Below are 24,211 nucleotides of genomic sequence, written 5' to 3' on the forward strand. Positions count from 1 at the left end.
TGGACGGACCACGGAAGGAGGAAGTGGGGGGCGCCGTCCCCCCGAACGGTCCTGGCCGATTATGGGGGAACGATTGCGAAACCGAAATTCGGCGGGAAGCCGCCGGTCGTGCTTCCGCCTAGGATGGACGGGTGAAAACGCATGCGGATCCGGGCGAGGCCGCGCCGCGCCGCGGATCCCGCTGGGTCGTGGATGTGGCCATTCTCACCGGCGCCCTCCTGGTCCTGGTCGCCGCGACGCTCGCCGCCCGGTGGGCGTGGACGCCGGCCCCGGGGCCGGAGGAGCAGGTCTCCTGCGCCCCCTACGGCCTCGAGGACGTGAGCACCACCCCGCGCGGCGGAGCCCGCCCGCTCAGCACCGGCCCGGTGCTCTCCGGCGGACTGCGCTGGGCGGAGGGGACCTCGGACCGGCTCGACGTGACCTTCGAGCACGAGGGCACGACCAGCAGCTACCACGTCTTCGCCGACGGCATCGACTGGAGCGAACCGGTCGGCGTGGTCTTCCGCCTGCACGGGGACGGGGCCTACGAGTACGAGCACCCGGGGCACAAGGTGTCCTGCCTCGCGGAGGTGGCGCGCTCGCACAACGCCGTGCTCGTGGCCCCCCGCACCCCGGACCGGCAGGGCGAGCCCACCTGGTGGGAGGACCTCGACGGCAACGCCGAGTGGTTCCTGGCCCTGGCCGAGCAGCGGATCTTCGCCGAGTACGACCTCGACCGCTCCCGCACGTGGCTGCACGGCTACTCCGGGGGCGCCGAGTTCATCAGCTACGAGCTGCTGGCCGACCGTGCGGACTTCCTGCAGGGCGGCGGCGCGGTGCTCTCCGGCGGCGGCGGGGCGCCGTCCACCGGGACCTCGGAGCCGACTCAGGAGCAGCTCGAGCAGCTGGTCCTGCACTGGGACGTGGGTCTCGAGGACGACGGCACCGACCCCTACGCCCCGTTCGACGCGCTCTCCGCGGCCGCCGCCGGGCACGCCTGGTACGAGGACGCCGGCTGGGCGCGGACCAGCGTGCGCTACCGCGAGGGCGTGGACCACTTCGAGCTGCCCGAGGCCCGGGTGCTCGACGCCGCAATGACCGCCGGGGAGTCCCCGGGGGAGCGCTCGGCGGAGCTCTCGGGGGAACCCTCGACAGAGCCCCCCAAGAGGGGACGTGACTGATCTCTCGTCGTCGTCGCAGGTCAGGATCGGATCCGCGGAACGGCGGGGCGCAGCGGGGGGAGGCTCCGCTCGGGGGACGGACCACGACTGCCTTCTCGGCTTGCATATGCAATAGCACCGACCGTACGGTGCAGTAAGCAAAGCTGGCAGGGGAGCCGGCTCAGGGGGAAGGCCGATGCGGGGGCATCACGGCCGAACACACACTCTCGGCACCGCGCTGATCCGGCGCGCGTGCCCCCGGGGTGCCTTCCGTCCGGTCCGTCCGGTCCCTGGGCCCGTCCTTCCTGTCGGCACCGGCCGCTGTGCAGATCCGCAGCGGCAGAGAAGTCGATGGGGGATTCAATGACAGTGCGCCCAACCACGCGCAGCGGCTCGACCCGCCAGGGAGGCGGTCGGCACCTGCTCGAGGACCGCTACCCGGAGCAGGACCCGATGGAGGACGGCGAGGTCCTCGACCGCGCCCTGCACACGCAGCCCATGCCGCAGGTCCCGGGCCGCGCCGTCTTCCCCGTCTCGCCGGCGCCGGCCCCGCGCACGCTCGTGGACATCGTCATGGACACCGTCTCGCGCCACCCGGACGCAGTGGCCCTCGACGACGGGACCACGGTGCTCAGCTACGCCGAGTTCCTCGAGCGCGTCGAGGCCCAGGCCCAGCGCCTGTGGGACCTCGACATCGGCCGCGGGGACCGCGTGGGCATCCGCGTCCCCTCCGGGACCGTGGACCTCTACGTGGCCGTCCTCGGCACGATCTTCGCCGGCGCCGCCTACGTCCCGGTCGACTTCGACGACCCGGACGAGCGGGCGAACACGGTCTGGGAGGAGGCCTCGGTGTGCGCCGTCTACGGCGCGGACCTGTCCCTCCGGCCCCGCACCGGCGTCCGCGCGGGAGCGGACTGCCAGCAGCCCGGCACGGGCGACGACGCCTGGATCATCTTCACCTCCGGCTCCACCGGCAAGCCCAAGGGCGTGGCGATCAGCCACCTCTCGGCCGCCGCCCTCGTGGACGCCGAGGCCGAGCTCTACCTGCCCCGGCGCCCCCTGGGCCCCGGCGACCGCGTGATGGCGGGGCTCTCCGTGGCCTTCGACGCCTCGTGCGAGGAGATGTGGCTGGCCTGGCGCTCCGGCGCCGCCCTGGTCCCCGCCCCCCGCGCCGTGGTGCGCTCGGGCACCGACCTCGGCCCGTGGCTCGTCGAGCGGGACATCACCGCCGTCTCCACCGTGCCGACGCTCGCGTCGATGTGGCCGGCCGAGGCGCTGAGCCGCATCCGCCTGCTCATCTTCGGCGGGGAGGCGTGCCCCAACGAGCTCGCCGCCCGCCTGGTGCACCCCGGCCGCGAGGTCTGGAACACCTACGGCCCCACCGAGGCCACGGTCATCGCGACCGGCGCCGTGCTCACCGGCGAGCCGCCGGTGCGCATCGGCCTGCCGCTGCCCGGGTGGGAGCTGGCGATCGTCGACACCTCCGGCAACCCCGTGCGCTGGGGCGAGGAGGGCGAGCTGATCATCGGCGGCGTGGGCCTGGGCCGCTACCTGGACCCCGCCAAGGACGCCGAGAAGTTCGCGCCCATGGACACCCTGGGCTGGGAGCGGGCCTACCGCTCCGGGGACCTCGTGCGCGCCGATCCCGAGGGCATCGTCTTCGTGGGCCGCGCCGACGACCAGGTCAAGATCTCCGGCCGGCGCGTGGAGATGGGCGAGATCGACGAGCAGATGTCGCGGCTGCCCGGCGTGCAGGCCGGCGCCGCCGCCGTGCACACCACCCCGGCCGGCAACCAGGTCCTCGTGGGCTACCTCGTGGCCGAGGCCCCCGGCTCGGTGGACCTCGCCGACGCCCGCCGCCTGCTCGCCGACCGGCTGCCGGGCCAGATGGTGCCCGCGCTGACCCTCATGGACGAGCTGCCCCTGAAGACCTCCGGCAAGGTGGACCGCAAGGCCCTGCCCTGGCCGCTGCCCTCCGCCGGCGCCGCCGCGGAGGCCTCGCAGATCGACGCCGAGCTCGAGTGGCTCGCCGCCCTGTGGGCGGACCAGCTCGGCCCCCTGCCCATCGACGAGGACAGCGACTTCTTCGTCCTCGGCGGCACGTCCGTGGCGGTGGCCAAGCTCGTCTCCGAGATCCGCCGCACCTACCCGGACGCCGCGATCGCCGAGATCTACCGGCACCCCACGCTCGCCGGGATGCACGAGTACCTGACCACGCTGGCGCCCGTCGACGTCGTCGCCCAGGACGCCGCGCGCGAGCGCCGGGTGGCGGACGTCCCCCGCTGGAACGGCCTCGTCCAGGTTCCCTTCCTCACGGCCCTCTACGCCGTCTCGGGGCTGCGCTACGTCCTGGGCGCCACGATCGTCGTGTGGCTGCTCTTCAACGTGCTCGGCGCGGGCTGGGTCCCGAACCCGCCGCTGCTGCCCCTGGTCCTCGGCTGGCTCGTGCTCTTCGCCCTGCCCGGCCGGCTGGTGCTCACCGCGCTGTTCATCCGGCTGCTGACCTTCCGGCTGCGCCCCGGCGCCCACGCCCGCGGCTCCTGGACCCACCTGCGGGTCTGGATGGCCGAGCGGGTCCTGATCTTCAACAAGTTCGAGCCCCTCATGGGCGCCCCCGTGATGGTGCTGTTCTTCCGGCTGCTCGGCAACCGGGTGGGCCGCCACGCCCACCTCGACACGATGCCCCCCGTCAGCGGCATGGCCCGCATCGGCGACGGCGCCGCCATCGAGCACGAGGTGGACCTCTCCGGCTACTGGCTCGAGGGCGACGTCTTCCACCTCGGCGGCGTGACCGTGGGCGAGAACGCCCGGGTCGGCACCCGCACGCTCCTGAGCCCGGGCGCGGTGGTCGAGGCCGGCGCGGAGGTCGACCCCGGCTCCCACGTCACCGGCACCGTCCCCGCCGGCCGCCTGCAGGGCGGCTCCCCGCTCGTGGACCTCGGCCCCGCCGGGGAGTCCTGGCTCGAGTGGGCCCCCGGCCGCAGCAACCGGTTCCTGACCGGGCTGCTGTACGTCCTGGGTCTCGGCACGGTCGGCATCCTGCCCGTGCTGGCCGTGGTCCCGGGCGCGCTGATCGTCTTCACCCAGGTGCGCGGGCTCGAGCTCTACGAGCTGGTCTTCCCCGTCATGGCCCTGTGGGTGCCCGTCTTCGCCGTGCTCACGGTCCTCGTCTATCTCGCCCTGCTCGTGCTGGTCGTGCGCGCGCTCGCCCTGCTGATCCGCCCGGGCCACCACCCCGCCGACGGCACCGTGGGCTGGGCCGTGTGGCTCACGGGCGTGCTGCTGCAGAAGAGCCTCGTCTCCACCTACCCGATCTACGCCTCCATCGCCACGCCGTTCTTCCTGCGGCTGCTGGGCGCCCGGGTGGGCAGCCAGGTGGAGATCTCCACCGTGGAGACCCTGCCGCACCTCACTACCTTCGAGTCCGGCTCCTTCATGGCCGACCACTCGATGGTCAGCTCCGCCCGGACCGGCTTCGGCTGGATCCACGTGGGCCCCTCGACCGTGGGGGAACGCTCCTTCGTGGGCAACTCCGCGATCGTGGGCCCGGACCGGGACGTCCCCGACGACTCCCTGGTCGCCGTGCTCTCCTCCGCCCCGGCCGACGCCGAGCGCGGCACCTCCTGGCTGGGCCGGCTCCCCGAGCCGATCAGCCGCGTCACCGACACTGCGGATGAGGCTGTCACCTACCGGCCACGCCGGCGCCTGGTCGTGGCCCGCACGCTCGTCGAGTCCCTGCGCGCTGTGCCCTTCATGGTCACCGCGTGGATCGACCTCGCGATCGTCTTCGTCCTCACCACCGTGTACATGCGGGCCGGGGGAGGCCTCGACGGCATCCTCTCGGCGCTGCTGTGGGCCACGCCCGTGGTGCTCGCCGCCGGCGTGGTGGCCGCCCTCATCCCCGTGCTGGTCAAGTGGGCCCTCATGGGCCGCTTCCGCGAGGGCGAGCGCCCGCTGTTCAGCTCCTTCGTGTGGCGCAACGAGCTGGCCGACACCTTCGCGGAGTCCCTGGCCGTGCCCGGCCTGATCCGGCTGGCCGTCGGCTCCCCGGTGTTCAACGCCTGGGCCCGGCTCATGGGCGCGAAGATCGAGCGCGGCGTGTGGTGCGAGACCTGGTGGCTGCCCGAGTTCGACCTGGTGCACCTGGGCCGCGGCGTGTCCGTCAACCGCGGGACCGTGCTCCAGACCCACCTGTTCCACGACCGCATCATGCGGCTGCAGCCGGTGTCGATGGAGGCGGGCTCCACCTTGGGGCCCAACAGCTTCGTCCTGCCCGGCAGCACGGTAGAGGCCGGCGCCACGGTGGGCCCCGGCTCCCTGGTCATGGCCCAGGAGACCGTGCCCGCCGGCAGCACCTGGGGCGGCAACCCGATCCGCCCGCTGCACGCCGAGGCCCTTCCCGCCGGAGGTGCCACCCGTGAGCGCTGAGCACGCGGCCGCCACGCGCGGCGGGGGCACCGCGGTGCTCAACGTCCCCGGCGCCTCCGGGCGGCGCACCCGGCGGCGGCTGGTCGGCGTGGACGCCGCCCGGGGCTTCGCCCTGCTCGGGATGGTCGCCGTGCACACCCTGCCGTTCTGGGACGCGGAGAACGAGCGCGCCTCCCTGGCCTGGTCCCTGTTCGCCGGGCACTCGGCCGCCCTCTTCGCGACCCTCGCCGGGGTGAGCCTCGCGTTCCTCTCCGGGGGCCGCACCCCGCACACGGGCCGGCGGCTGGCCGGGGACCGGGCGGGACTGGTGGGCCGCGCCGCGGTGATCGCCCTCGTCGGGTTCCTCGTGGGCTTCGTGGCCCTGCCGGTGGACAACATCCTCATCTACTACGGGATGTTCTTCCTGCTCGCCATGCCGTTCCTGGGCCTGCGCATCCGGCACCTGCTGATCAGCGCGGCGGCGTTCACCGCGCTGGCCCCGTTCCTGATGCAGTGGGCCGTGGACGTCCTGCCCGCGCACGTGTACGGCAACCCCACCCTGTGGAACCTGGTCACCGACCCGGTCACCGTGCTCTCCCAGCTGCTGCTGACGGGCACCTACCCGGCGCTGCCGTACATGGCCTACCTGTGCGCGGGGATCGCCCTGGGCCGGATGAACCTCACGAGCCGGCGGGTGCAGCTGTGGCTCGTGGGCGCCGGCGCGGCGCTGGCCCTGCTCTCCTGGACGGTGTCCATGGGGGCGCTGCTGGCCCTCGGCGTCTACGACCGGATCTGGGAGGCCACCCCGTGGCTGACCGAGGAGCAGATCGACGAGATCCTCGTCTTCGGCCCGGACCCGTCCCTGCCGACCACCACCCTGTGGTGGCTCATGGTGCCGGCCCCGCACAGCAACACGCCCGTGGCGCTGCTCCTGAGCCTCGGCATGGCCGCGTTCGCCCTCGGAGCGTTCCTGCTCCTGGCCCGGCTGATCGGCAAGGCGCTCACGCCGCTGGCGGCCGCCGGGTCCATGACGTTCACGCTCTACACCCTGCACCTGCTGTTCCTCGGCACCGGGGTCTACGAGCTGCACCCGGGGTTCTGGTTCTGGATGCAGGTGGCCGTGTTCGGCCTCTTGGCCGTCGCGTGGCAGCGCGCCGTGGGCCAGGGCCCGCTCGAGAAGCTGGTGGCCCGCACCTCGAAGCGCATCGCCGGGAGCGTCGCCGCCCGCTGACCCGCAGCCAGCGACCCTGGCCCCGCGGCCCCGGCCGTGACCGTCGAGTCCCCCAGGTGCTCGCAAATCCCCCCATCCGATCCGGGGGGATTGCGAGCACCTGGGGGACTCGCTGCATGAGGGCGTCGGCGAGGGGGGACTCGGCGCGGCCTGGGAGGCAGAGGGCCGGGGACCTCACACGGGGTCCTGCGGCGCTGTGAGTGGAAGTGCATCGAGGCGTTACTCCCGCCGTCGGGGACCGAAACACGGGGTTCGTAGCGTGGGAGCACCGCACGCCGCCGTCGCCGTGCTCCGCCCCGCTCGCCCAGGAGGTCACCCGTGAGCTCAGAACTGCATCCCGACCCGGCCACCACGGCAACCGGCAGCCCGGCGCCCCCGCCGCTCGCCCTGCGGGAGCGGCCCGGCCGCTGGCTGGACGGCTACCGCCCCGAGGACCCCGACTTCTGGGAGTCCACCGGCCGCCCGATCGCGCGCACCAACCTGAAGTGGTCGATCTTCGCGGAGTTCCTCGGCTTCGCCGTCTGGCAGCTGTGGGCCATCACGGTGATCTACCTGCCGGCGGCGGGCTTCGCCTTCAGCGACTCCCAGATCTTCTGGCTGATCTCCATCCCGTCCCTGGTGGGCGCCACGCTGCGCATCCCCTACACGTTCATGGTGGGCCGGTTCGGCGGCCGGAACTGGACCATCGTCTCGGCCCTGCTGCTGCTGGTCCCCACGGTGGGCCTGGCCCTGGCGGTCGGCAACCCGGAGACGCCGTTCGCGGTCATGCTGCTCCTGGCGGCCACGGCCGGCTTCGGCGGCGGCAACTTCGCCTCCTCGATGGCCAACATCACCTTCTTCTACCCGGTGCGGGAGAAGGGGTGGGCGCTGGGGCTCAACGCCGCCGGCGGCAACCTCGGCACGGCCGTGGCCCAGCTGCTCGTCCCGATCGCGGTCACCGTTCTCGCGGCCGGGGCCCTGGACCTCCCGCTGGCCGGGTGGATCTGGGTGCCGTTCATCCTGCTCGCGGCGTGGGGCGCCCGGAAGCACATGCACAACCTCTCCCACGCCAAGGGGGACGTCGCGGGGTCCCTGGCCACGGTCCGGGAGCCGCACTTCTGGATCATGTCCTTCCTCTACGTGGGCACCTTCGGCTCCTTCATCGGCTTCTCCAGCGTGTTCCCCAAGCTGATCGCCGACACCTTCCCGGAGTTCTCGTCCTTCGGCGTGGGCGCCGCGGCGCTGTCCCTGGCGTTCCTCGGCCCCCTGGTCGGCTCGGTCTCCCGCCCCTACGGCGGCCGGCTCGCGGACCGCTTCGGCGGCGCCCCCATGACGGTCGCCGTGTTCGCCGTGATGGCGCTGCTCGCGCTCGCCGTGGTGCTCACCCTGCCGCTGGCCAACTTCTGGCTGTTCCTCGGCCTGTTCCTGCTGCTGTTCACCGCGGCGGGCATGGGCAACGGCTCCACCTACCGGATGATCCCCTCGATCTACCGGGTGCTGGGACTGCGGCAGCAGCAGGACGCGGCGGTCTCCACCGAGCGCAAGGCCTCGGCCGCCCTCGGGCTGATCGGTGCGGTCGGCGCGTACGGCGGCTTCCTGATCCCGCAGGCGCTGAACCTCTCGAACAGCACCACCGGGGCCTACAGCGCGGCGTTCTACGGCTTCGTGGCCTTCTACGTGGTGGCGCTCGCGGTCACCTGGTGCTGCTACCTCCGCCGGGGCACGGAGATGGGCGACAGCCACATCTGAGCCCGCAGCCCCGCCCCGTCCCGCCGACCCCAGGAGGAACCGCCCGCATGAGCACCACGGCCACCCACTGCCCGTACTGCGCCCTCCAGTGCGCCATGACCCTGGACACCGGATCGGCGGCCGCCGCGGCGCAGGGCTACCCGGAGGTCGCCGCCCGGCAGTTCCCCACCAACCGGGGCGGGATGTGCCGGAAGGGCTGGACGTCGGCGGAGCTGCTCGCCGACCCCGCACGGCTCACCGCGCCGCTGCTGCGCGGGACGGACGGCGTCTTCCAGGAGGTGTCCTGGGCGGCGGCCCTGGACCGGATGGCCGCGGAGTTCCGGGCCGCCCAGCAGCGCCACGGCCCGGACGGGGTGGGGATCTTCGGCGGCGGGTCGCTGACCAACGAGAAGGCCTACCAGCTGGGGAAGTTCGCGCGGGTGGCCCTGCGGACCTCGCGGATCGACTACAACGGCCGGTTCTGCATGTCCTCCGCCGCGACCGCCGCCAACCGCTCCCTCGGCCTGGACCGCGGCCTGCCGTTCCCCGTGACCGACCTCGACGACGCCCACACCGTCCTGCTGCTGGGCACGAACCCCGCCGAGACCATGCCCCCGTTCGTCCAGCACCTCCAGCACGCCCGCCAGCACGGGGGCCTCGTCGTCGTCGACCCCCGCCGTTCCGCCACGGCCCGGATGACCGACGACGACGGCGGACTGCACCTGCAGCCCACCCCCGGCTCCGACCTCGTGCTGCTGCTCGGTCTGGCCCACGTGGTCCTGCACGAGGGCCTCGCCGACCGGGAGTACCTCGCCCGGCGCACCACCGGCTCGGAGGCCTTCACGACGAGCGTCAGCGCGTGGTGGCCCGAGCGGGTCGAGCAGGTCACCGGCGTCCCGGCGGAGCGGATCCGCCGGGCCGCCCGCCTGCTGGCCCGGGCGCGGAAGGGGACCTACGTCCTGACCGGGCGCGGCGTGGAGCAGCACGTCGACGGCACCGACACCGCGACCGCCGCGATCAACCTGGCCCTGCTCCTCGGCCTGCCCGGGCGCGAGGGCTCCGGCTGGGGCACCCTGACCGGGCAGGGCAACGGGCAGGGCGGCCGGGAGCACGGCCAGAAGGCCGACCAGCTGCCCGGCTACCGCAGCATCACGGACCCCGCCGCCCGCGCGCACGTGGCCGGGGTGTGGGGCGTGGACCCCGCCGAGCTGCCTGGCCCCGGGATCCCGGCCGCGCAGATGCTGACCACCCTCGGCACCGACCACGGCGTCCGCTGCCTGTGGGTCAACGGCTCCAACGTGGTGATCGGCGCCCCGGACACCGACGCCGTGGTCCGCGGGCTGCAGGCCCTGGACTTCCTGGTGGTCTGCGACTTCTTCTTCTCCGAGACCGCCGAGTTCGCCGACCTCGTCCTGCCCGTGCTGCAGTGGGCCGAGGAGGAGGGCACCATGACGAACCTCGAGGGCCGGGTGCTGCGCCGCCGCCGCGCGCTCGACCCGCCGCCCGGGGCGAGGGACGAGCTGTGGATCATGGCCGAGCTCGCCCGCCGGCTCGAGGCCCCGGGCACGTTCAGCCCCGACCCGGAGGAGGTGTTCGAGGAGCTGCGCCGGGCCTCGGCGGGCGGGAAGGCCGACTACTCGGGGATCGGCTGGGCCGCCCTGGACGCGGGCGAGGCCTGCTGGTGGCCGCACCCCGCCGGGGCGTCCGCGGGCACGCCGCGGGTCTTCCTCGACCGCTTCGGCCACCCGGACGGACGGGCCGTGCTCGTCCCGGTCCGCCCGCGCGCCGCCGGCCGGGCCGTGGACCCGAGCCCGCCCGGGCACCGGCGGGAGCCCCTGCACACCGCGGGGACCCTCACCCTGACCACCGGCCGCTGGCTGGAGCACTACCAGTCCGGCAACCAGACCCGCCGCGTGCCCTCGCTGCACGCGGCCCGCCCCGGGGCGCGGCTGCAGATCCACCCCGCGACCGCCGCCGCCCACGGGATCCGCGACGGCGCCGCGGTGGAGCTGACCAGCGCCCGCGGCCGGGCCGTGGCCCGCGCCGAGCTGAGCACCGACATCCGCCCGGACACGGTGTTCCTGCCCTTCCACTACGCCGGGACCCAGACCGCCAACCGGCTCGTCTCCTCGACGGCCGTGGACCCGGTCTCGGCCATGCCCGAGTTCAAGGCCGGCTCCGTGACCGTCCGGGCGATCGACGCCGAGGAGACGACCCGATGACCGTGCACCGCCCCACCCGTGCCCACGGCACCCCGATGCGGCCCGGCGAGCACGTCGTCGTCATCGGCTTCGGCCCCGTGGCCGCCCGCTTCGTCGACGACGTCGCCGACCTCGCCGCCGCGGGCACGATCCGCCTCACCGTGATCGTTTTCGAAGACATTTTTGGGTGGCCCCTGCTCGTGCACCACCCTCTACGGCTGGCTCGTGACTATCGTGTGGGCACCGGTTCAGGTGGTATTTGTCGATTCTGGNGCGCTCGCCCACCCGTGGACCCGCAGGATCACCGGCGACGACAGCGTCGCCATCGGGCACTTCGGCACCGCCGGCTACATCGCCGCCGGAAAAGTGGTTCGAAAACCCCGCCTACAACCGGGTGCTCGTGGGCGAGCACGCCATGGGCCGCACCGAGCGCGCCACGATGGCCCTGGCCGACCCCGAGCTCCTGGCCCGCTCCGGGATCGACGTGCTGCTCGGCACGCAGGTCACCCGGATCGACCGCTCCCGCCGGGTCCTGCGGCTCACCGACGGGCCGACGGGGGAGACCCGGGAGCTCGGCTACGACCGCCTGGTCCTGGCCACCGGGGCCCGCCCGAACCTCCCCGTGCTGCGCGGGATCAACCCGGACCCCGGCGCCTACGAGCACCTGCCCGCCGGGGTCACGGCGCTGCGCGACCTGCGCGACGCCCGGGCCGTGCGCGCCGTCGTCGAACGGCGGGGCCGCGTGGTGGTCCTGGGCGGCGGCGTGCTCGGGCTCGAGGCCGCGCTCGCGGCGAGCGAGGCCGGCTGCCCGGTCACCGTGGTCCACCACGCGGCGTGGGTCCTGACCCGCTCCCTCGACGCCCCCGGCGGCGCGCTGCTGGGCCGCGCGCTCGCCGAGGCCGGCGTGGAGGTGGTCTCCGGCGCCCAGGCGCGCGAGGTCTCCCTCGACGAGGACCGCTCCTTCCGCGGGCTCGTGCTCGAGGACGGCCGGACCCTGCCGGGTGACCTGCTGCTGCTGTCGATCGGCGTCACGGCGCGCACGGAGCTCGCCGAGGGCGCCGGGCTGCGCACTGCCCGCGGGATCGTGGTCAACCACGAGCTCGAGGCCGACGTGGAGCAGCGGGTCTTCGCGGTGGGGGACTGCGCCGAGGTGCTGTGCAAGGACCCGTCCTGCCGGGTCTGCCCCGGCCGGGACGGCATGGGCCCGTCCGGTCTGATCGGTCCCGGCTGGCGGCAGGCCGAGTGGCTGGCCGCCCGGATCCGCGCCGAGCTGGACGCCGTGGCCGAGGGCGGGACGGCCGTGCTCGCCCCCCTCACCACCGGTCCCGCCGGCGCGGTGCGGCTCAAGGCCCACCAGGTGGAGCTCGCCTGCGCCGGGACGGTCGGGGGCCTGCCCTGGGAGCCCCGCCCGGACGGCGGGACCGTGGTGCACTGGGCGGACGGCTCGGCCGGCAGCTACGCCCAGCTCGTGCTGCGCCCCGACCGCACGCTCGAGGGCTACATCGTGCTCGGCCTGCCCCGCGCCGCCGCCGAGATCGGGCTCCTCCACGACCGCGGCGAGCCCGTGCCCGAGGACCCCGGCGTCCTGCTGCGCCTCGACGGCCCGGACGCCGGGACGCAGCAGGAGACCCGGCTGACGCCCGAGTCCACGGTCTGCCACTGCGCCGGCGTCACGATGGGCCGGATCACCGACGCAGTGGGGCAGGGCGCCGCCACCCTCGAGGAGGTCAGCTGCGCCACCCGCGCCTCGACAGGCTGCGGGGGCTGCACGGACACGGTGCGCCGGCTCGTCGAGGAGCACGCCGCCGCGGCGTGAGGGGTCCCGTGCCGCCGGAGGGCCACGCACCGGCGTGTGCTCTCGCACAAGGGTGGACAGCGTCACCGGCCCGTCACGATTGGCCGGGGTGCCCCGGGGTGCGAAGATGGTCGCGCCCGCCGCCCGCCCGCGCGGGCCTGCACCGACGAACAGGACGACCATCCATGAGGGAGCGCCCCACCGAGCACCGGCCCGCGGCGGCTGCGTCCCGCGGTGCCGCGCTGCGGTCCTCGAGGCGTCTCGTGGGCCTCGACGCCGCCCGCGGGCTGGCGCTCGTGGCCATCATGTGCGTGCACATCCTGCCTGTGTCCTACGCCGCCACGGGCCGGCCCACGGTGACGTGGATCCTGTTCCCCGGCGACTCCCCGGCCCTGTTCGCCCTGCTGGCCGGCACGGGGCTGGCGCTCACCTCCGGCGGGCGCCGCCCGCTCCGCGGCCGCGAGATGACGGCCGCCCGGGCCGGTATCGCGGTGCGCGCGCTGCTGCTGCTGATCCTGGGGCTGGTCATCGGCCACCTCATGCCGCCGGAGCCCCCGGCCTACAACATCCTGATCTACTTCGCCGCGTACTTCCTGCTCGCCCTGCCCTTCCTGGGGCTCGGGCCGCGGGCTCTGTTCCTCGGCGCGGGCGTCGCCCTGGTGGCCGGCCCGCTGCTGCTCCACCTCGCCGGGGACGCGCTGCCGGGCTTCTCCTCCTACAACCCGACCTTCGTCACCCTGGTCACCGAACCGCTCGCGGTGCTCGGCCAGCTGCTCCTGACGGGGACCTATCCCTCCCTGCCGTACCTGGCCTACCTGCTGGCAGGCCTGGCCATCGGCCGGCTCAACCTGCGCCGCCGGGACGTCCAGGTCCGGCTGGTCGTGGTGGGCACGGTCCTCGCGGTGACCGCGAAGCTGGTCTCGCGGCAGCTGCTCTACGCCGGGGACGTCTACACCAGGCTGCTGTTCAGCGACCCGGACCTCACCGTGGCGCAGCTCGAGAGCCTGCTGACCTACGGCCCCGAGGACACGCTGCCGACGACCTCGCCGTGGTGGCTCGTGCTCACCACCCCGGACGTCAACACCCCGTTCTCCGTGGCGTGGAGCCTCGGGGTGAGCCTGGCCGTCGTCGGGACCTGCCTGCTCCTGGCCCGCCGGCACAGCGCCTGGCTGCTGCCCGTGACGGCCGTGGGCGCGATGAGTCTCACCCTGTACACGGCGCACCTCGTGTTCCTGTCCTTCGAGCTCTTCCACACCGCGCCCCTGCTCTGGCTGGTCGCGAGCCTGGTGCTCTCCGTGCTGTTCGCCCTCGCCTGGCAGCGGGCCTTCGGGCGGGGCCCGCTGGAGCGGGCGATGAACGCGGTGGTCCGGCCGGTCCGCCGGGCCGTGGCTCAGGGGTCCAGCCGGTAGCCGCGCTTGATCACGGTGGCGACCAGGGGAGCGGGCAGGATCCGGCGCAGCCGGGAGATCACCATCTCCAGGGCGTGCTCGGTCTCCAGGCCCGGCACCGCGGACAGCAGCTGCCCCCGGGAGACCACCGCCCCGGGGTGCGCCGCGAGCGCCCGCAGCACCGCGACCTGGGCGTCGGAGAGCGGGACGAACACGTTCTCCAGGGCGGCGCCGGTGCTCATCAGCCGCAGCGTCCCGTGCCGGGTGGGCACCACCAGGGTGCGCTCCTCGACCGCGTGGGTGCACACCGCCCGGACCAGGGCCCCCAGCCGGTAGCGCTCCGGCACGAGCGGCTCCACCCCGACCTCCAGCAGGGGCCCGGCGCACACGGGTCCCACCGCGGCGGCCGTGACGTCCGTGCGCAGGGCGTCCACGAGGTCCTCACAGCGGCCCATCTCCTGGGCGGTGCTGAACAGGGAGTCCACGGCCGGGGCAGCGGTGAAGGTCAGCACGTCCAGGCGGCGCTCGCACACGTCGCGGATCAGGCCGGGCAGGCGCTCGCCGTCGTCGGCGGAGAGCCACCGGTAGGGGGAGACCGTGTCCACCTGCGCCCCGGCGGCCACGAGCCGCTCCAGCTGGACCTGGTCCGTCAGCCCGTGCAGCTGGACGGCCACGCGGGCGCCGGCCACACCGTCGGCCAGGAGCCGGTCGACCACCGACGAGGTCCGCTCGTCCTCGGAGACCTCCGCGTCCTCGAGCTCCAGGGAGAGCACCTGGCCCCGGGCCTTCGCCCCGCGGGTGAGCACCCGGGCGGCCCGGAAGGCGTCCCGCAGGTCCTCCCCGAGACCCGCGGCGTCGGCGGCCTCGAACCACCGGCGCAGCCCGTAGGCGGTGGTCACCACGATGATCGCGGGCCGGTGGGCGAGCAGCGTGCGCGTGTCCTCGACCACCCGGGTGTCCTCGGCCACGGGGGAGATCATCAGGGCGGGCGCGTGCACCACCTGCGCGCCGCGGCGCTCCAGGGCGGCGATGAAGTCCGTGGCGCGGCGGTGGGCCGTCACGCCGACGCGGAACCCGGTCAGTTCCCCGAGCGCGCCGGGCGCGCCGGAGTCACCGGGTGCGGGGGAGGGGGGTGCGGCGGTCATGCCCCGAGCGTAGGTCGGTCCTGTGACCACGGTGTTACCCCAGGTTTCCGATTCCGCACCGCCTGCCCCGCGGACGCGGTGCGGGGAACCGCGGAGTGCCGGAGGTCCCGCTGGCGTGCACGGCGGGGCCCGCGGACTTCACGGAATCGTGAGGTGTGCGCAACGGGAGCGCCACGTGCGGCAGAGATCCTGGGTCCGGAAAGGTCCCGGAGCACTGGGACCTCGGATGCGGCCCGAGCCCTGGCAGTGCCGGGGCGGGCCCGCGAGGACGGGGGAGTCATGAGGTGGACGTCCGGAACGGAGCGTTTCGCCCCGGCCGCGGCCACGGGCGGGGCCCGCAGGTCCCCGGCGTGGTGGACGGGCCTCGACGCGGCCCGCGGGCTGGCGCTGATCGGGCTGATGGCGGTGCAGATCCTGCCCGGCCACCACGCCCCGACCCAGGCGCCGGCCTGGCCGCACACCCTCCTCTCGCAGAGCTCGGCGGCACTGTTCATCCTGCTGGCCGGGGTGGGACTGGCGCTCGGGTCCGGGGGACGGTTCCCGCACCGGGGCAGATGGCTGGCCGCCGATCGGGTGGGGCTGGCCGTGCGGGCGGTGCTGCTCGCCGTGGTGGGACTGGGAATCGGGGCGCTGATGCCCGAGGACGCCCCGGCGGACGACCTCCTGGTCTGCTGCGGGGTGCTCTTCGTGCTGGCCATCCCGTTCCTGCGCCTGTCCGCGACGGCCCTGTTCGTCTGCGCGGCGGTCCTCTGGATGGTGGGCCCGCTGCTGGTGCAGGGCGTGACGGACGTCCTGCCGGCCCTCGCCTCCGCCCACCCCGCGTTCGCCGACGTGCCGGCGGAGCCGGGCGGGACGGTCTCCCGGCTGCTGGTGACCGGAACCTACCCGGCCCTGCCGTACCTGAGCTGTCTGCTGGCCGGGCTGGGGGTGGGGCGGATGAACCTGCGCGACACGGGGATCCAGGTCCGTCTGCTGGCGGCGGGGGCGGGCCTGGTCGTCCTCGCCCGGACCGCCGACCCCTTCGGACCGTACGTCGTCGGCGGTCACGACCGGGTTCCGGCGACCGGCGGGACGGGCGCGGACGAGCTGGCGGAGGTGCTGGTGCGGGGCCCGGATCCGTGGCCCGTCGACGGGGTGTGGGCGATCGCCGCCGGCCTGGGCGTGGCACTGCTGGTGCTGGCGGGTTGCCTGCTGGTCTCCCGCAGGTCCGGGGCGTGGCTGCTGCGGCTGTCGGCCGTGGGCGCGACGGCCCTGAGCGTGTACACCGCCCACCTGGTGGCGCTGTCCGTGGAGATCCGGTACGACCTCCCCGTCCTCTGGTCCGTCGCCCACCTGGGGGCGGCGGTCCTGCTGGCCGTCGGCTGGCGCCGGGCGCTGGGCCGGGGGCCGTTGGAGCGGGTCCTCGACGCCGTCGGGGACGCCGGCCGCCGTACCGTGCTCGACCGGCACCGCCGGCTCCACCTGACGTGACCTCAGGCGCCGCGGGCCCCTCCGGTCCGGTCCCGGCCGGGAGCCCGATCCGGACCCGGACGCACCCCACCGGCGGCCCCGGGCCGCGTCAGATTCCGGGGGTCGCGGCGCCCTCGCGCACCGGGATCCGCGGACCGGTCAGCAGCACGGGGCCCTCGCCGGCCTCGGCGGCGGCGCGCTCGGCGTCGGTCGCGGGGCGGCGCTGACCGCGCTCGAGCACGTAGTCCTGGGAGTCGTCCGGGGCGGCGTCGTTGACGAAGGAGCGGAAGCGGCGCAGCCGCTCGGGGTCCTTCAGCGTCGCGGCCCACTCGTCCTCGTAGCGGTCCACGTGCCGGGCCATCGCGGCCTCGAGCTCCTCGCCGATGCCCAGGGAGTCCTCGACGACGACGGCGCGCGCGTGGTCGATCCCGCCCTCGAGCTCCTCCTGCCACCGGGCCGTGCGCTGCATCCGGTCCGCGGTGCGGATGTAGTACATGAGGTACCGGTCGATGTATCGGACCAGGGTCTCGTCGTCCAGACCCTGGGCCAGCAGCTGGGCGTGGGCGGGGTTCGCGCCGCCGTTGCCGCCGGTGTAGAGGTTCCAGCCGTCGGTCGTGGAGATGATGCCCACGTCCTTGCCGCGGGCCTCGGCGCACTCGCGGGCGCAGCCCGAGACGCCCATCTTGAACTTGTGGGGCGAGCGCAGCCCCCGGTAGCGCAGCTCCAGCCGCACGGCCATGCCCACGGAGTCCTGCACCCCGTAGCGGCACCATGTGGAGCCCACGCAGGACTTCACGTTGCGCAGCGCCTTGCCGTAGGCCTGCCCGGACTCGAAGCCGGCGTCCACGAGCTCCCGCCAGATCTCCGGCAGCTGCTCGAGCCGGGCCCCGAACATGTCCACGCGCAGGGCCCCGGTGATCTTGGTGTAGAGCCCGTACCTCCGGGCCACCTCGCCGAGCACGATGAGCTTCTCCGGGGTGATCTCCCCGGCCGGCACGCGCGGGACCACGGAGTACGTGCCGTCCTTCTGCATGTTGGCCAGGGCACGGTCGTTGGTGTCCTGGAGGGCGCCCCGGCCGGAGTCGAGCACGTACTCGTCCCGCTGGGAGGCGAGCACGGAGGCGACCACGGGCTTGCAGATGTCGCAGCCCAGTCCGGTGCCGAAGCGGGCCACGACCTCGTCCCAGGAGGACAGGTCCAGGGCGCGCACGGCCTCGAAGAGCTCGGCGCGGGAGAGCTCGAAGTGCTCGCACAGCGCCCTGGAGACCTCCACGCCGGCCTTCGCCAGTTCCAGGTCCAGGGTCTTCTTGAGCATCGGGACGCAGGACCCGCACTGCGTGCCGGCCCGGGAGCACTTCTTGAGCTCGCCGATCTCGTGCACGCCGCAGGAGATCTGCTCCCGCACGGCCCCGGTGGTGACGTTGTTGCAGGAGCAGATCACGGCGTCGTCGGGCAGGTCCCCGGCCGGGGCGTCCACGCCGGAGGCGGAGAGGTACGCGCCGGGCTCACCGGGCAGCTCCCGGCCCAGCAGCGGGCGCAGGGCGTTGTACGGCTCGGCGTCCCCCACGAACACCCCGCCCAGCAGGGTCCGCGCGTCCTGGGTGACCACGACCTTCTGGTACATCCCGCGGGCGGGGTCCGCGTAGACGACCTCGAGGCAGTCCTCGGTCTCGCCGTAGGCGTCGCCGAAGGACGCCACGTCCACGCCGGAGAGCTTGAGCTTGGTCGCGGTGTCGAAGCCGTCGAAGGTGGAGCGCCCGCCGGCCAGCCGGTCGGCGACGATCTCCGCCATGGTGTTCGCCGGGGCCACGAGACCGAGGCACTCCCCGTTCCAGGAGGCGACCTCGCCGATCGCCCACACGTGCTCCGCGGAGGTGCGGCAGGCCTCGTCGATGACCACGCCGCCGCGCGGGGCCGTCGCGACGCCCGCGTTGAAGGCCAGCCGGTCCCGGGCCCGGATGCCGGTGGCCACGATGACCAGGTCCGCCTCGAGGTCGGCGGAGTCCCGGAACTCGACGGCGCACACCTCGCCGTCGGACTTGCGCAGCCCCACGCCGGAGGGGCGCTCGCCCAGGTGCAGGCGCACGCCGCGCGCGGTGATGAGGGCGTTGAGGGAGCGGCCGGCGCCCTCGTCGAGCTGCGCGTTCATCAGCCACTTGCGGGAGTGCACCACCGTGGCCTCCGCGCCGAGCTCCTGGAGCCCGCCCGCGGCCTCGAGGCCCAGCAGACCGCCGCCGATGACCACGCCGCGCGGGGTGCGCCCGTAGCGGGCGCGCAGCCGCTCGACCTCGGCGCGGATGGCCGCGACGTCGTCGAGGGTGCGGTAGACGAAGGCGTGGTGGGCGCCGGGGACGTCCAGGCGCGCGGCGTCGGAGCCGGTGGCCAGGACGAGCTCGTCGTAGCCGGTCACGGTCCCGTCCGCCGCGGCGACCGTGCGGGCCGCGGGGTCGATCTCCCGGGCCTTCACGCCCTGGCGCAGGTCCACCCGCGGGTCCTGCCACACCGTGCCCCCGCCCAGCGTGAGGTCGACGGCGCCCGCGGGGCCCGTCAGCGCCTTGGACAGCTGGACGCGGTCGTAGGGGACCCACGGCTCGTCGGCGAACACGGTGAGGCGCACGTGGTGGTCCTCCGCGGACAGCACCGCCTCCGCGAAGCGGTGGGCGGCGGGGCCGCCGCCGACCACGACGACGTGCTGGGGGGACTGCGGGGAGAAGGGGGAGCGCGGCACGGGGACCTCCGGGAGCTGGCGGGCGGCTGGGGCGTTGCCCCCGACTCTAGGGAGACGGGATTGCCCCGCCGTTGCCCCGCCGTTCCGGTCGCTTTTCGCTTCCCTCACCGGGGCCCCGGCTCCGTGTGAGCGGGCTTTGACCGGGGCGAAACGGCTCCGGAGCGCGCCCGTCATCCGCCCCGCCTAACGTCGAGCACGACGTTCCGCCGAGCCGCAGGAGGCCCCACATGACGACCCTCACCCCGACCCCGACCCCGACAGCGATCACGACCGCGACCGCGGTGGACGCGGCGAGCCGTGCTGCCGGCACCGAGTGGCACGACGTGTGCGCCCTGACGGACCTCGAGCCCCTGTGGGGCGAGGCCGCCCGGGTGGCGGGCCGCCAGGTGGCGCTGTACCGGGTGGACGCCACCACGGTGCTCGCGGCCGACCACCGCGATCCCCGCACCGGGGCCTGCGTCATGGCCCGCGGCATCCTCGGCTCCCGCGGCTCGGCCGTCACGGTCGCCTCGCCGCTGCACAAGGAGGTCTACGACCTCGCGACCGGGCTGTGCCTCAGCGGGGACGGGCCCGCCCTGCCGGTGCACCCGGCCGAGGTGCGCGACGGGCGGGTGCTCGTCGGGCTGCCCCGCTGACGGCACGTCGTCGGGGTTCTCCCAGGTACTCCTTCGTAAGATGACCGGGTGACACGACAACACCCTCGGAGCGGTCCCCGGTGGCCCTGGTCCTGGCTGCCGCACCGGCACCGCCACCGCGGTGCGACGTCCCGGGGTGCCCGGCGGCGGCTGCGCCTGCTCGGGGCCGGCGCCCTGGCGCTGGTGCTCCTGCTCGTCACGACCGTGGCGCTCCTGGTCGGCCGGGACGAGGAGACCCCGGAGGCCGAGGCCCCCGAGACGGTCTCGTGCGCCCGCTACGGACTCGACGGCGTCCGGGTCACGGCCCGCGGCCCCGGCGGGCCCACGGACGGGGCCGTGCTGGACGCGCGCGTGTTCGGCCCGGGGGAGGAGCGGGAGGACCGCTTCCAGCTCGAGCACGAGCACGACGGGATCACCAGCTCCTACCACGTCTTCGCCGAGGACCTGGACTGGGACCGGCCGGTGGGCGTCGTGTACCACTTCCACGGGGACGGCGCCTTCGAGTACGAGAGCCCCCAGTACACCGCTTCCTGCCTGGCGGAGGTCGCGCGGGAGCACAACATGCTGCTGGTGGTTCCGCGGACTCCCGATCGTGCGGGGGAGATCACCTGGTGGGAGGAGCGGGACCTCAACGCGCAGTGGTTCCTCTCGCTCGTCGAGGAGCGGCTCGAGCCCGAGTACGACATCGACCGCTCCCGCACCTGGCTGACCGGGTACTCCGGCGGGGCCCAGTTCATCAGCCAGGAGCTGCTGGCGGACCACGTGGACCTCGTCCCGGGCGGCGGCGCGATCATGATGGGCGGCGGACAGGCCCCGGACCGGCCCTCCGCGGAGCCCACCTCCGAGCAGCTGCAGGAGCTGCGCCTGCGCTGGGACGTGGGCACGGAGGACGACGGGACCGACCCGCAGGCAGAGTTCGACGCCGTGTCCGCGGCGTGGGACGGGCACCACTGGTACGAGGAGCAGGGCTTCGAGCGCGCCCGCATCCGGTACCGGGACGGCGTGGACCACTTCGGGCTGCCGTACGCCCGTATCCTCCAGCGTGCGCTGAACGCCGCCGAGGAGGGCTCCCAGGAGCAGTCCTGACGTGCCCCTCGCCGGGGGGTCCTGGGTTTTTCCCCGGCCGGGGATCCGCTCCGCGTTTGCTCTAGTAAGCTCAGGCGTGCACCAGTGCGCCGCGAGCCCGTCGTCCACGACGGGCGGGCGGGCGCCGGGCGCCGTGCCGGGGGGCGCGGACGGGGCCGGGACCGGCACGGGTGCCCGAACCGATCGATCCGTGGGGGAACCGCATGTCCGCAGAACGCACGCCGCCGGCCGGGACGGCCACCGCCACCGGTGTCCCGACGGGAGGACCCGGGCGCGACGCTGCCGGGGGCCCCCGGACGACCCGCCGGCTCACCGGCGTCGACGCCGCCCGCGGCTTGGCCCTGTTCGGCATGGTCGCCGTGCACACGCTGCCCTCGTGGGACGAGCAGACGGGCGAGGCGAACCTGTCCTGGACCCTGTTCGCCGGCCACTCGGCCGCGCTCTTCGCCACCCTGGCGGGGGTGAGCCTGGCCTTCGCCTCCGGTGGGCGCACCCCTCGCACGGGGCTGCGGATGACGGCCTCCCGGTGGGCCCTGGCCGCACGGGCGGGGGTGATCGCCCTGGTCGGCTTCCTCCTCGGCTTCCTCGAGCTGCCGGTGAGCAACATCCTCATCTACTACGGGATGCTCTTCCTGCTCGCTGTGCCCTTCCTGCGCCTGCGGACCCGGTCCCTCCTGGTGTGCGCCGCGCTCTTCGCGCTCGTCGCGCCCTTCCTCATGCAGTGGTCCGTCGACGTGCTGCCCGGCCTCGAGTACGAGAACCCGAGCCTCGTGGACCTGGTCGTCGACCCGGGCACCGTGCTCTCCCAGCTGCTCCTGACGGGCGTCTACCCCGCCCTGCCCTGGATGGCGTTCCTGCTGGCCGGACTCGCCGTGGGACGCACGGACCTCACCAGCCGGAAGGTGCAGACCCTGCTCGCGACGGTCGGGGCGGCGGTCGCGCTGCTCGTGTGGTCGTCCTCCGCCCTCGCGCTGCGGGTGCTCGGCGGCTACGAGGCCATCGCCGAGGGCACGCCCTGGATGGACGAGTCGGAGATCGACGAGGTGCTCGTCTTCGGCGGGGACCCCACGCTGCCCACCGACACCCTGTGGTGGCTGCTGATCTCGACCCCGCACACGAACACGCCGTTCTTCCTGGCGCTCAACGTGGGCCTGGCACTGTCCGTCCTCGGCATCTGCCTGCTCCTGGAGCGTGTGGCCGGCAGGGTCCTCGCGCCGCTCGCCGCGGCGGGCGCGATGACGTTCACGCTCTACACGGCCCACCTGCTCATCCTCTGGCCCGAGTACTACGACCTCGCGCCCGCCGCGTGGACCGCGGGCCAGATCGTGGCGTTCACCGTGTTCGCCCTGCTGTGGCGGCGGGCCCTGGGCCAGGGCCCGCTGGAGAAAATGGTCACCCGGTCGACCAAGGCCGTCTCGCGCCGGGTACTGGCCCGGGGCGAAGACCGGGCGCGGCCGCCGGCCGCCTGAGCCCGTGCGCCGTCAGAGGCCCAGCGCGGCCTCGAGCTCGGCGCGGATCCGGCCGAGCCGCTCCTGCGCCTCGTCCCGGGCTGCGGGCAGCGCTGCCTGGCCGGCCACCGGGGCGACCACCTCGAGGTAGCACTTGAGCTTCGGCTCCGTGCCGGAGGGGCGGACGATCACCCGGGTGCCGTCCGCGGTGAGCAGGCGCAGGCCCTCGGTGGGCGGCAGCCCCGTGCTCGGGGCGGCGAGGTCCGCGGCCTCGACGACCTCGGAGCCGCCCAGGTCCGCGGGCGGGGCGTCCCGCAGGGCGGCCGCCATCACCGGGATGCGGCCCAGGTCCGCCACCCGGACGCTCAGCTGGTCGGTCGCGTACAGTCCGTGGGCCAGGGCGAGGTCGTCCAGCACATCCAGCAGGGTCCGGCCCTGCGCGCGCAGCTCGTCGGCGAGCACCGCCACCGCCACGGCCGCACTGATCCCGTCCTTGTCCCTGACCACCTCCGGCGCCACGCAGTAGCCCAGCGCCTCCTCGTAGCCGAACGCGAGCCCCGGGACGCGGGCGATCCACTTGAAGCCGGTGAGCGTCTCCTGGTGCGCGATCCCCGCTGCGGCGGCGATCCGCCCCAGCAGGCGGGAGGAGACGATGGAGTTCGCGAACACGGCGCCTTCGCGGTCCGCGCACCGGGCCGCCGCGGCGTGGCCGAGCAGCGCGCCGACCTCGTCGCCGCGCAGCATCCGCCAGTCCTGCCCTGTGTCCCCGGCGCCGGGCACCGGGACGGCCACGGCCACACGGTCCGCGTCGGGGTCGTTGGCCAGGACGAGGTCCGCGCCCACGGCGCGGGCGGTGGCCAGGGCCAGGTCTAGGACGCCGGGCTCCTCGGGGTTGGGGAAGGCGACCGTGGGGAAGTCCGGGTCCGGCTCCGCCTGCTCCGGGACCACGTGCACGTCGGCGAGGCCGGCCCGCCGCAGGGCCTCCGTCGTCGTGCGCCCGCCCACCCCGTGCAGCGGGGTGAGGACGATCCGCAGGGGACGTTCCCCGTCCGCGGCCGCGGGGACCACGGCGGGGAGCACGGCGTCGAGGTAGTCCTGCTCGACGCTCGAGGGCAGGACGGTCCACCCGTCCTGCGCCCGGGGGATGTCCTCGACGGGTCCGACGGCCGCGATCCGCTCGGCGATCATCCGGTCGTGCGGGGCCACGATCTGGCAGCCGCGGGCCTCCGGCTCCACGGCCCGGCCGCCGAGGTAGACCTTGTAGCCGTTGTCCGCCGGCGGGTTGTGGCTGGCGGTGACCATGACGCCCACCTCCGCCTCGAGGGCCCGCACCGCCCAGGCCAGGACGGGGGTGGGCAGCGGCGCGGGCAGCAGCAGCGTCTCGATGCCGGCGGCCGTGAACACCGCGGCGGTGTCCCGTGCGAAGACCTCGGAGCCGTGCCGGGCGTCGTAGCCGACCACCGCGCGGGGGCGCCGGGCGGAGCCCGCCGCACCGTCCGCCGGGGTGTGCACGGCCAGGACGTGGGCGGCCAGCCCCGCCGCGGCGCGCAGCACCACCACCCGGTTCATCCGCATCGGCCCGGCGCCCAGGGCCGCCCGCAGTCCGGCGGTGCCGAACTGGAGGGTGCCCGAGAAGCGGTCGGCCAGCTCCGCCCGTGCTGCGGCGTCACCGGCGGCGGCGGCCTCGACGAGCGCTGCCAGCTCGGCGCGGGTGGCGGGGTCCGGGTCGGCGGCGCCCCACGCGCGCGCGGCGTCGAGCAGCTGCGGGTCGGTGCGGGGGTCGGTGGTCATGGCGCGGCCTCCTGGGGGCGTCCGGTGCGCCGGGGTGCCGGGCCTGGAACCCGTCCCGGCC

At 74.7% G+C, this 24,211-nt stretch carries 14 protein-coding genes and 1 pseudogene; 12 read left to right on the forward strand and 3 right to left on the reverse strand.

Features of this window, described 5'->3' with window-relative positions; genetic code table 11:
• Positions 1-131: 131 nt before the first annotated feature.
• The 8 genes and pseudogenes from H488_RS36180 (at position 132) to H488_RS31570 (ending at position 13,889) form a co-directional block, all read left to right on the forward strand.
• On the forward strand, positions 132-1,160 hold the full coding sequence (locus H488_RS36180) for a hypothetical protein (protein WP_150110372.1): 1,029 nt from the start codon (positions 132-134) through the stop codon (positions 1,158-1,160).
• A 432-nt stretch (positions 1,161-1,592) separates the two neighbouring features.
• The gene (locus H488_RS31550; protein WP_017834209.1) at positions 1,593-5,567 is read left to right on the forward strand and encodes a Pls/PosA family non-ribosomal peptide synthetase; all 3,975 of its coding nucleotides are present in this window, start codon (positions 1,593-1,595) and stop codon (positions 5,565-5,567) included.
• Complete coding sequence (locus tag H488_RS31555) at positions 5,557-6,777, forward strand: heparan-alpha-glucosaminide N-acetyltransferase domain-containing protein (protein ID WP_017834210.1); 1,221 nt, start codon at positions 5,557-5,559, stop codon at positions 6,775-6,777. Before H488_RS31550 ends, H488_RS31555 begins: the two co-directional genes overlap by 11 nt.
• A gap of 318 nt (positions 6,778-7,095) precedes the next feature.
• Positions 7,096-8,505: an MFS transporter gene (locus tag H488_RS31560; protein ID WP_017834211.1), complete on the forward strand. Its 1,410-nt coding sequence runs from the start codon at positions 7,096-7,098 to the stop codon at positions 8,503-8,505.
• Positions 8,506-8,552: 47 nt separating this feature from the next.
• Positions 8,553-10,706, forward strand: a complete 2,154-nt coding sequence (locus H488_RS31565; RefSeq protein ID WP_017834212.1) for a molybdopterin oxidoreductase family protein — start codon at positions 8,553-8,555, stop codon at positions 10,704-10,706.
• 204 nt (positions 10,707-10,910) lie between these two features.
• Positions 10,911-11,042: pseudogene (locus H488_RS38360) on the forward strand (hypothetical protein); the annotation flags it as partial.
• 43 nt (positions 11,043-11,085) lie between these two features.
• Positions 11,086-12,501, forward strand: coding sequence for an FAD-dependent oxidoreductase (locus H488_RS0118730; protein ID WP_150110373.1), 1,416 nt, complete (start codon positions 11,086-11,088; stop codon positions 12,499-12,501).
• A 164-nt stretch (positions 12,502-12,665) separates the two neighbouring features.
• Positions 12,666-13,889 carry a heparan-alpha-glucosaminide N-acetyltransferase domain-containing protein gene (locus H488_RS31570; RefSeq protein WP_017834214.1) on the forward strand — a complete coding sequence of 408 codons (1,224 nt, stop codon included), beginning with the start codon at positions 12,666-12,668 and terminating at the stop codon, positions 13,887-13,889.
• On the opposite strand, the gene H488_RS31575 is transcribed toward H488_RS31570, so the two are convergent.
• On the reverse strand, positions 13,871-15,013 hold the full coding sequence (locus H488_RS31575) for a uroporphyrinogen-III synthase (RefSeq protein WP_017834215.1): 1,143 nt from the start codon (positions 15,011-15,013) through the stop codon (positions 13,871-13,873). The genes H488_RS31570 and H488_RS31575 overlap by 19 nt on opposite strands.
• A gap of 279 nt (positions 15,014-15,292) precedes the next feature.
• Here H488_RS31575 and H488_RS31580 point away from each other — a divergent pair, with 279 nt between their 5' ends.
• Positions 15,293-16,483, forward strand: coding sequence for a heparan-alpha-glucosaminide N-acetyltransferase domain-containing protein (locus tag H488_RS31580; RefSeq protein WP_017834216.1), 1,191 nt, complete (start codon positions 15,293-15,295; stop codon positions 16,481-16,483).
• A gap of 88 nt (positions 16,484-16,571) precedes the next feature.
• Here H488_RS31580 and nirB read toward each other — a convergent pair whose 3' ends face one another.
• A complete protein-coding gene (gene nirB / locus H488_RS31585; protein ID WP_017834217.1) occupies positions 16,572-19,190 on the reverse strand; it encodes a nitrite reductase large subunit NirB in 2,619 nt (872 codons plus the stop codon).
• A gap of 227 nt (positions 19,191-19,417) precedes the next feature.
• On the opposite strand from nirB, the gene nirD reads away from it, so the two are divergent.
• From nirD to H488_RS31595, 3 genes are all read left to right on the forward strand, one after another.
• The gene (gene nirD / locus H488_RS31590; RefSeq protein WP_017834218.1) at positions 19,418-19,825 is read left to right on the forward strand and encodes a nitrite reductase small subunit NirD; all 408 of its coding nucleotides are present in this window, start codon (positions 19,418-19,420) and stop codon (positions 19,823-19,825) included.
• Between the two features lie 48 nt (positions 19,826-19,873).
• Positions 19,874-20,911 carry a hypothetical protein gene (locus H488_RS0118735; protein ID WP_017834219.1) on the forward strand — a complete coding sequence of 346 codons (1,038 nt, stop codon included), beginning with the start codon at positions 19,874-19,876 and terminating at the stop codon, positions 20,909-20,911.
• Positions 20,912-21,114: 203 nt separating this feature from the next.
• Positions 21,115-22,380 carry a heparan-alpha-glucosaminide N-acetyltransferase domain-containing protein gene (locus H488_RS31595; protein ID WP_017834220.1) on the forward strand — a complete coding sequence of 422 codons (1,266 nt, stop codon included), beginning with the start codon at positions 21,115-21,117 and terminating at the stop codon, positions 22,378-22,380.
• A 12-nt stretch (positions 22,381-22,392) separates the two neighbouring features.
• On the opposite strand, the gene H488_RS31600 is transcribed toward H488_RS31595, so the two are convergent.
• Positions 22,393-24,150 carry a phospho-sugar mutase gene (locus H488_RS31600; protein WP_017834221.1) on the reverse strand — a complete coding sequence of 586 codons (1,758 nt, stop codon included), beginning with the start codon at positions 24,148-24,150 and terminating at the stop codon, positions 22,393-22,395.
• Between the last annotated feature and the right edge of the window lie 61 nt (positions 24,151-24,211).

The organism is Kocuria sp. UCD-OTCP (assembly GCF_000349605.1).
Taxonomy (GTDB): Bacteria; Actinomycetota; Actinomycetes; order Actinomycetales; family Micrococcaceae; genus Kocuria; species Kocuria rosea.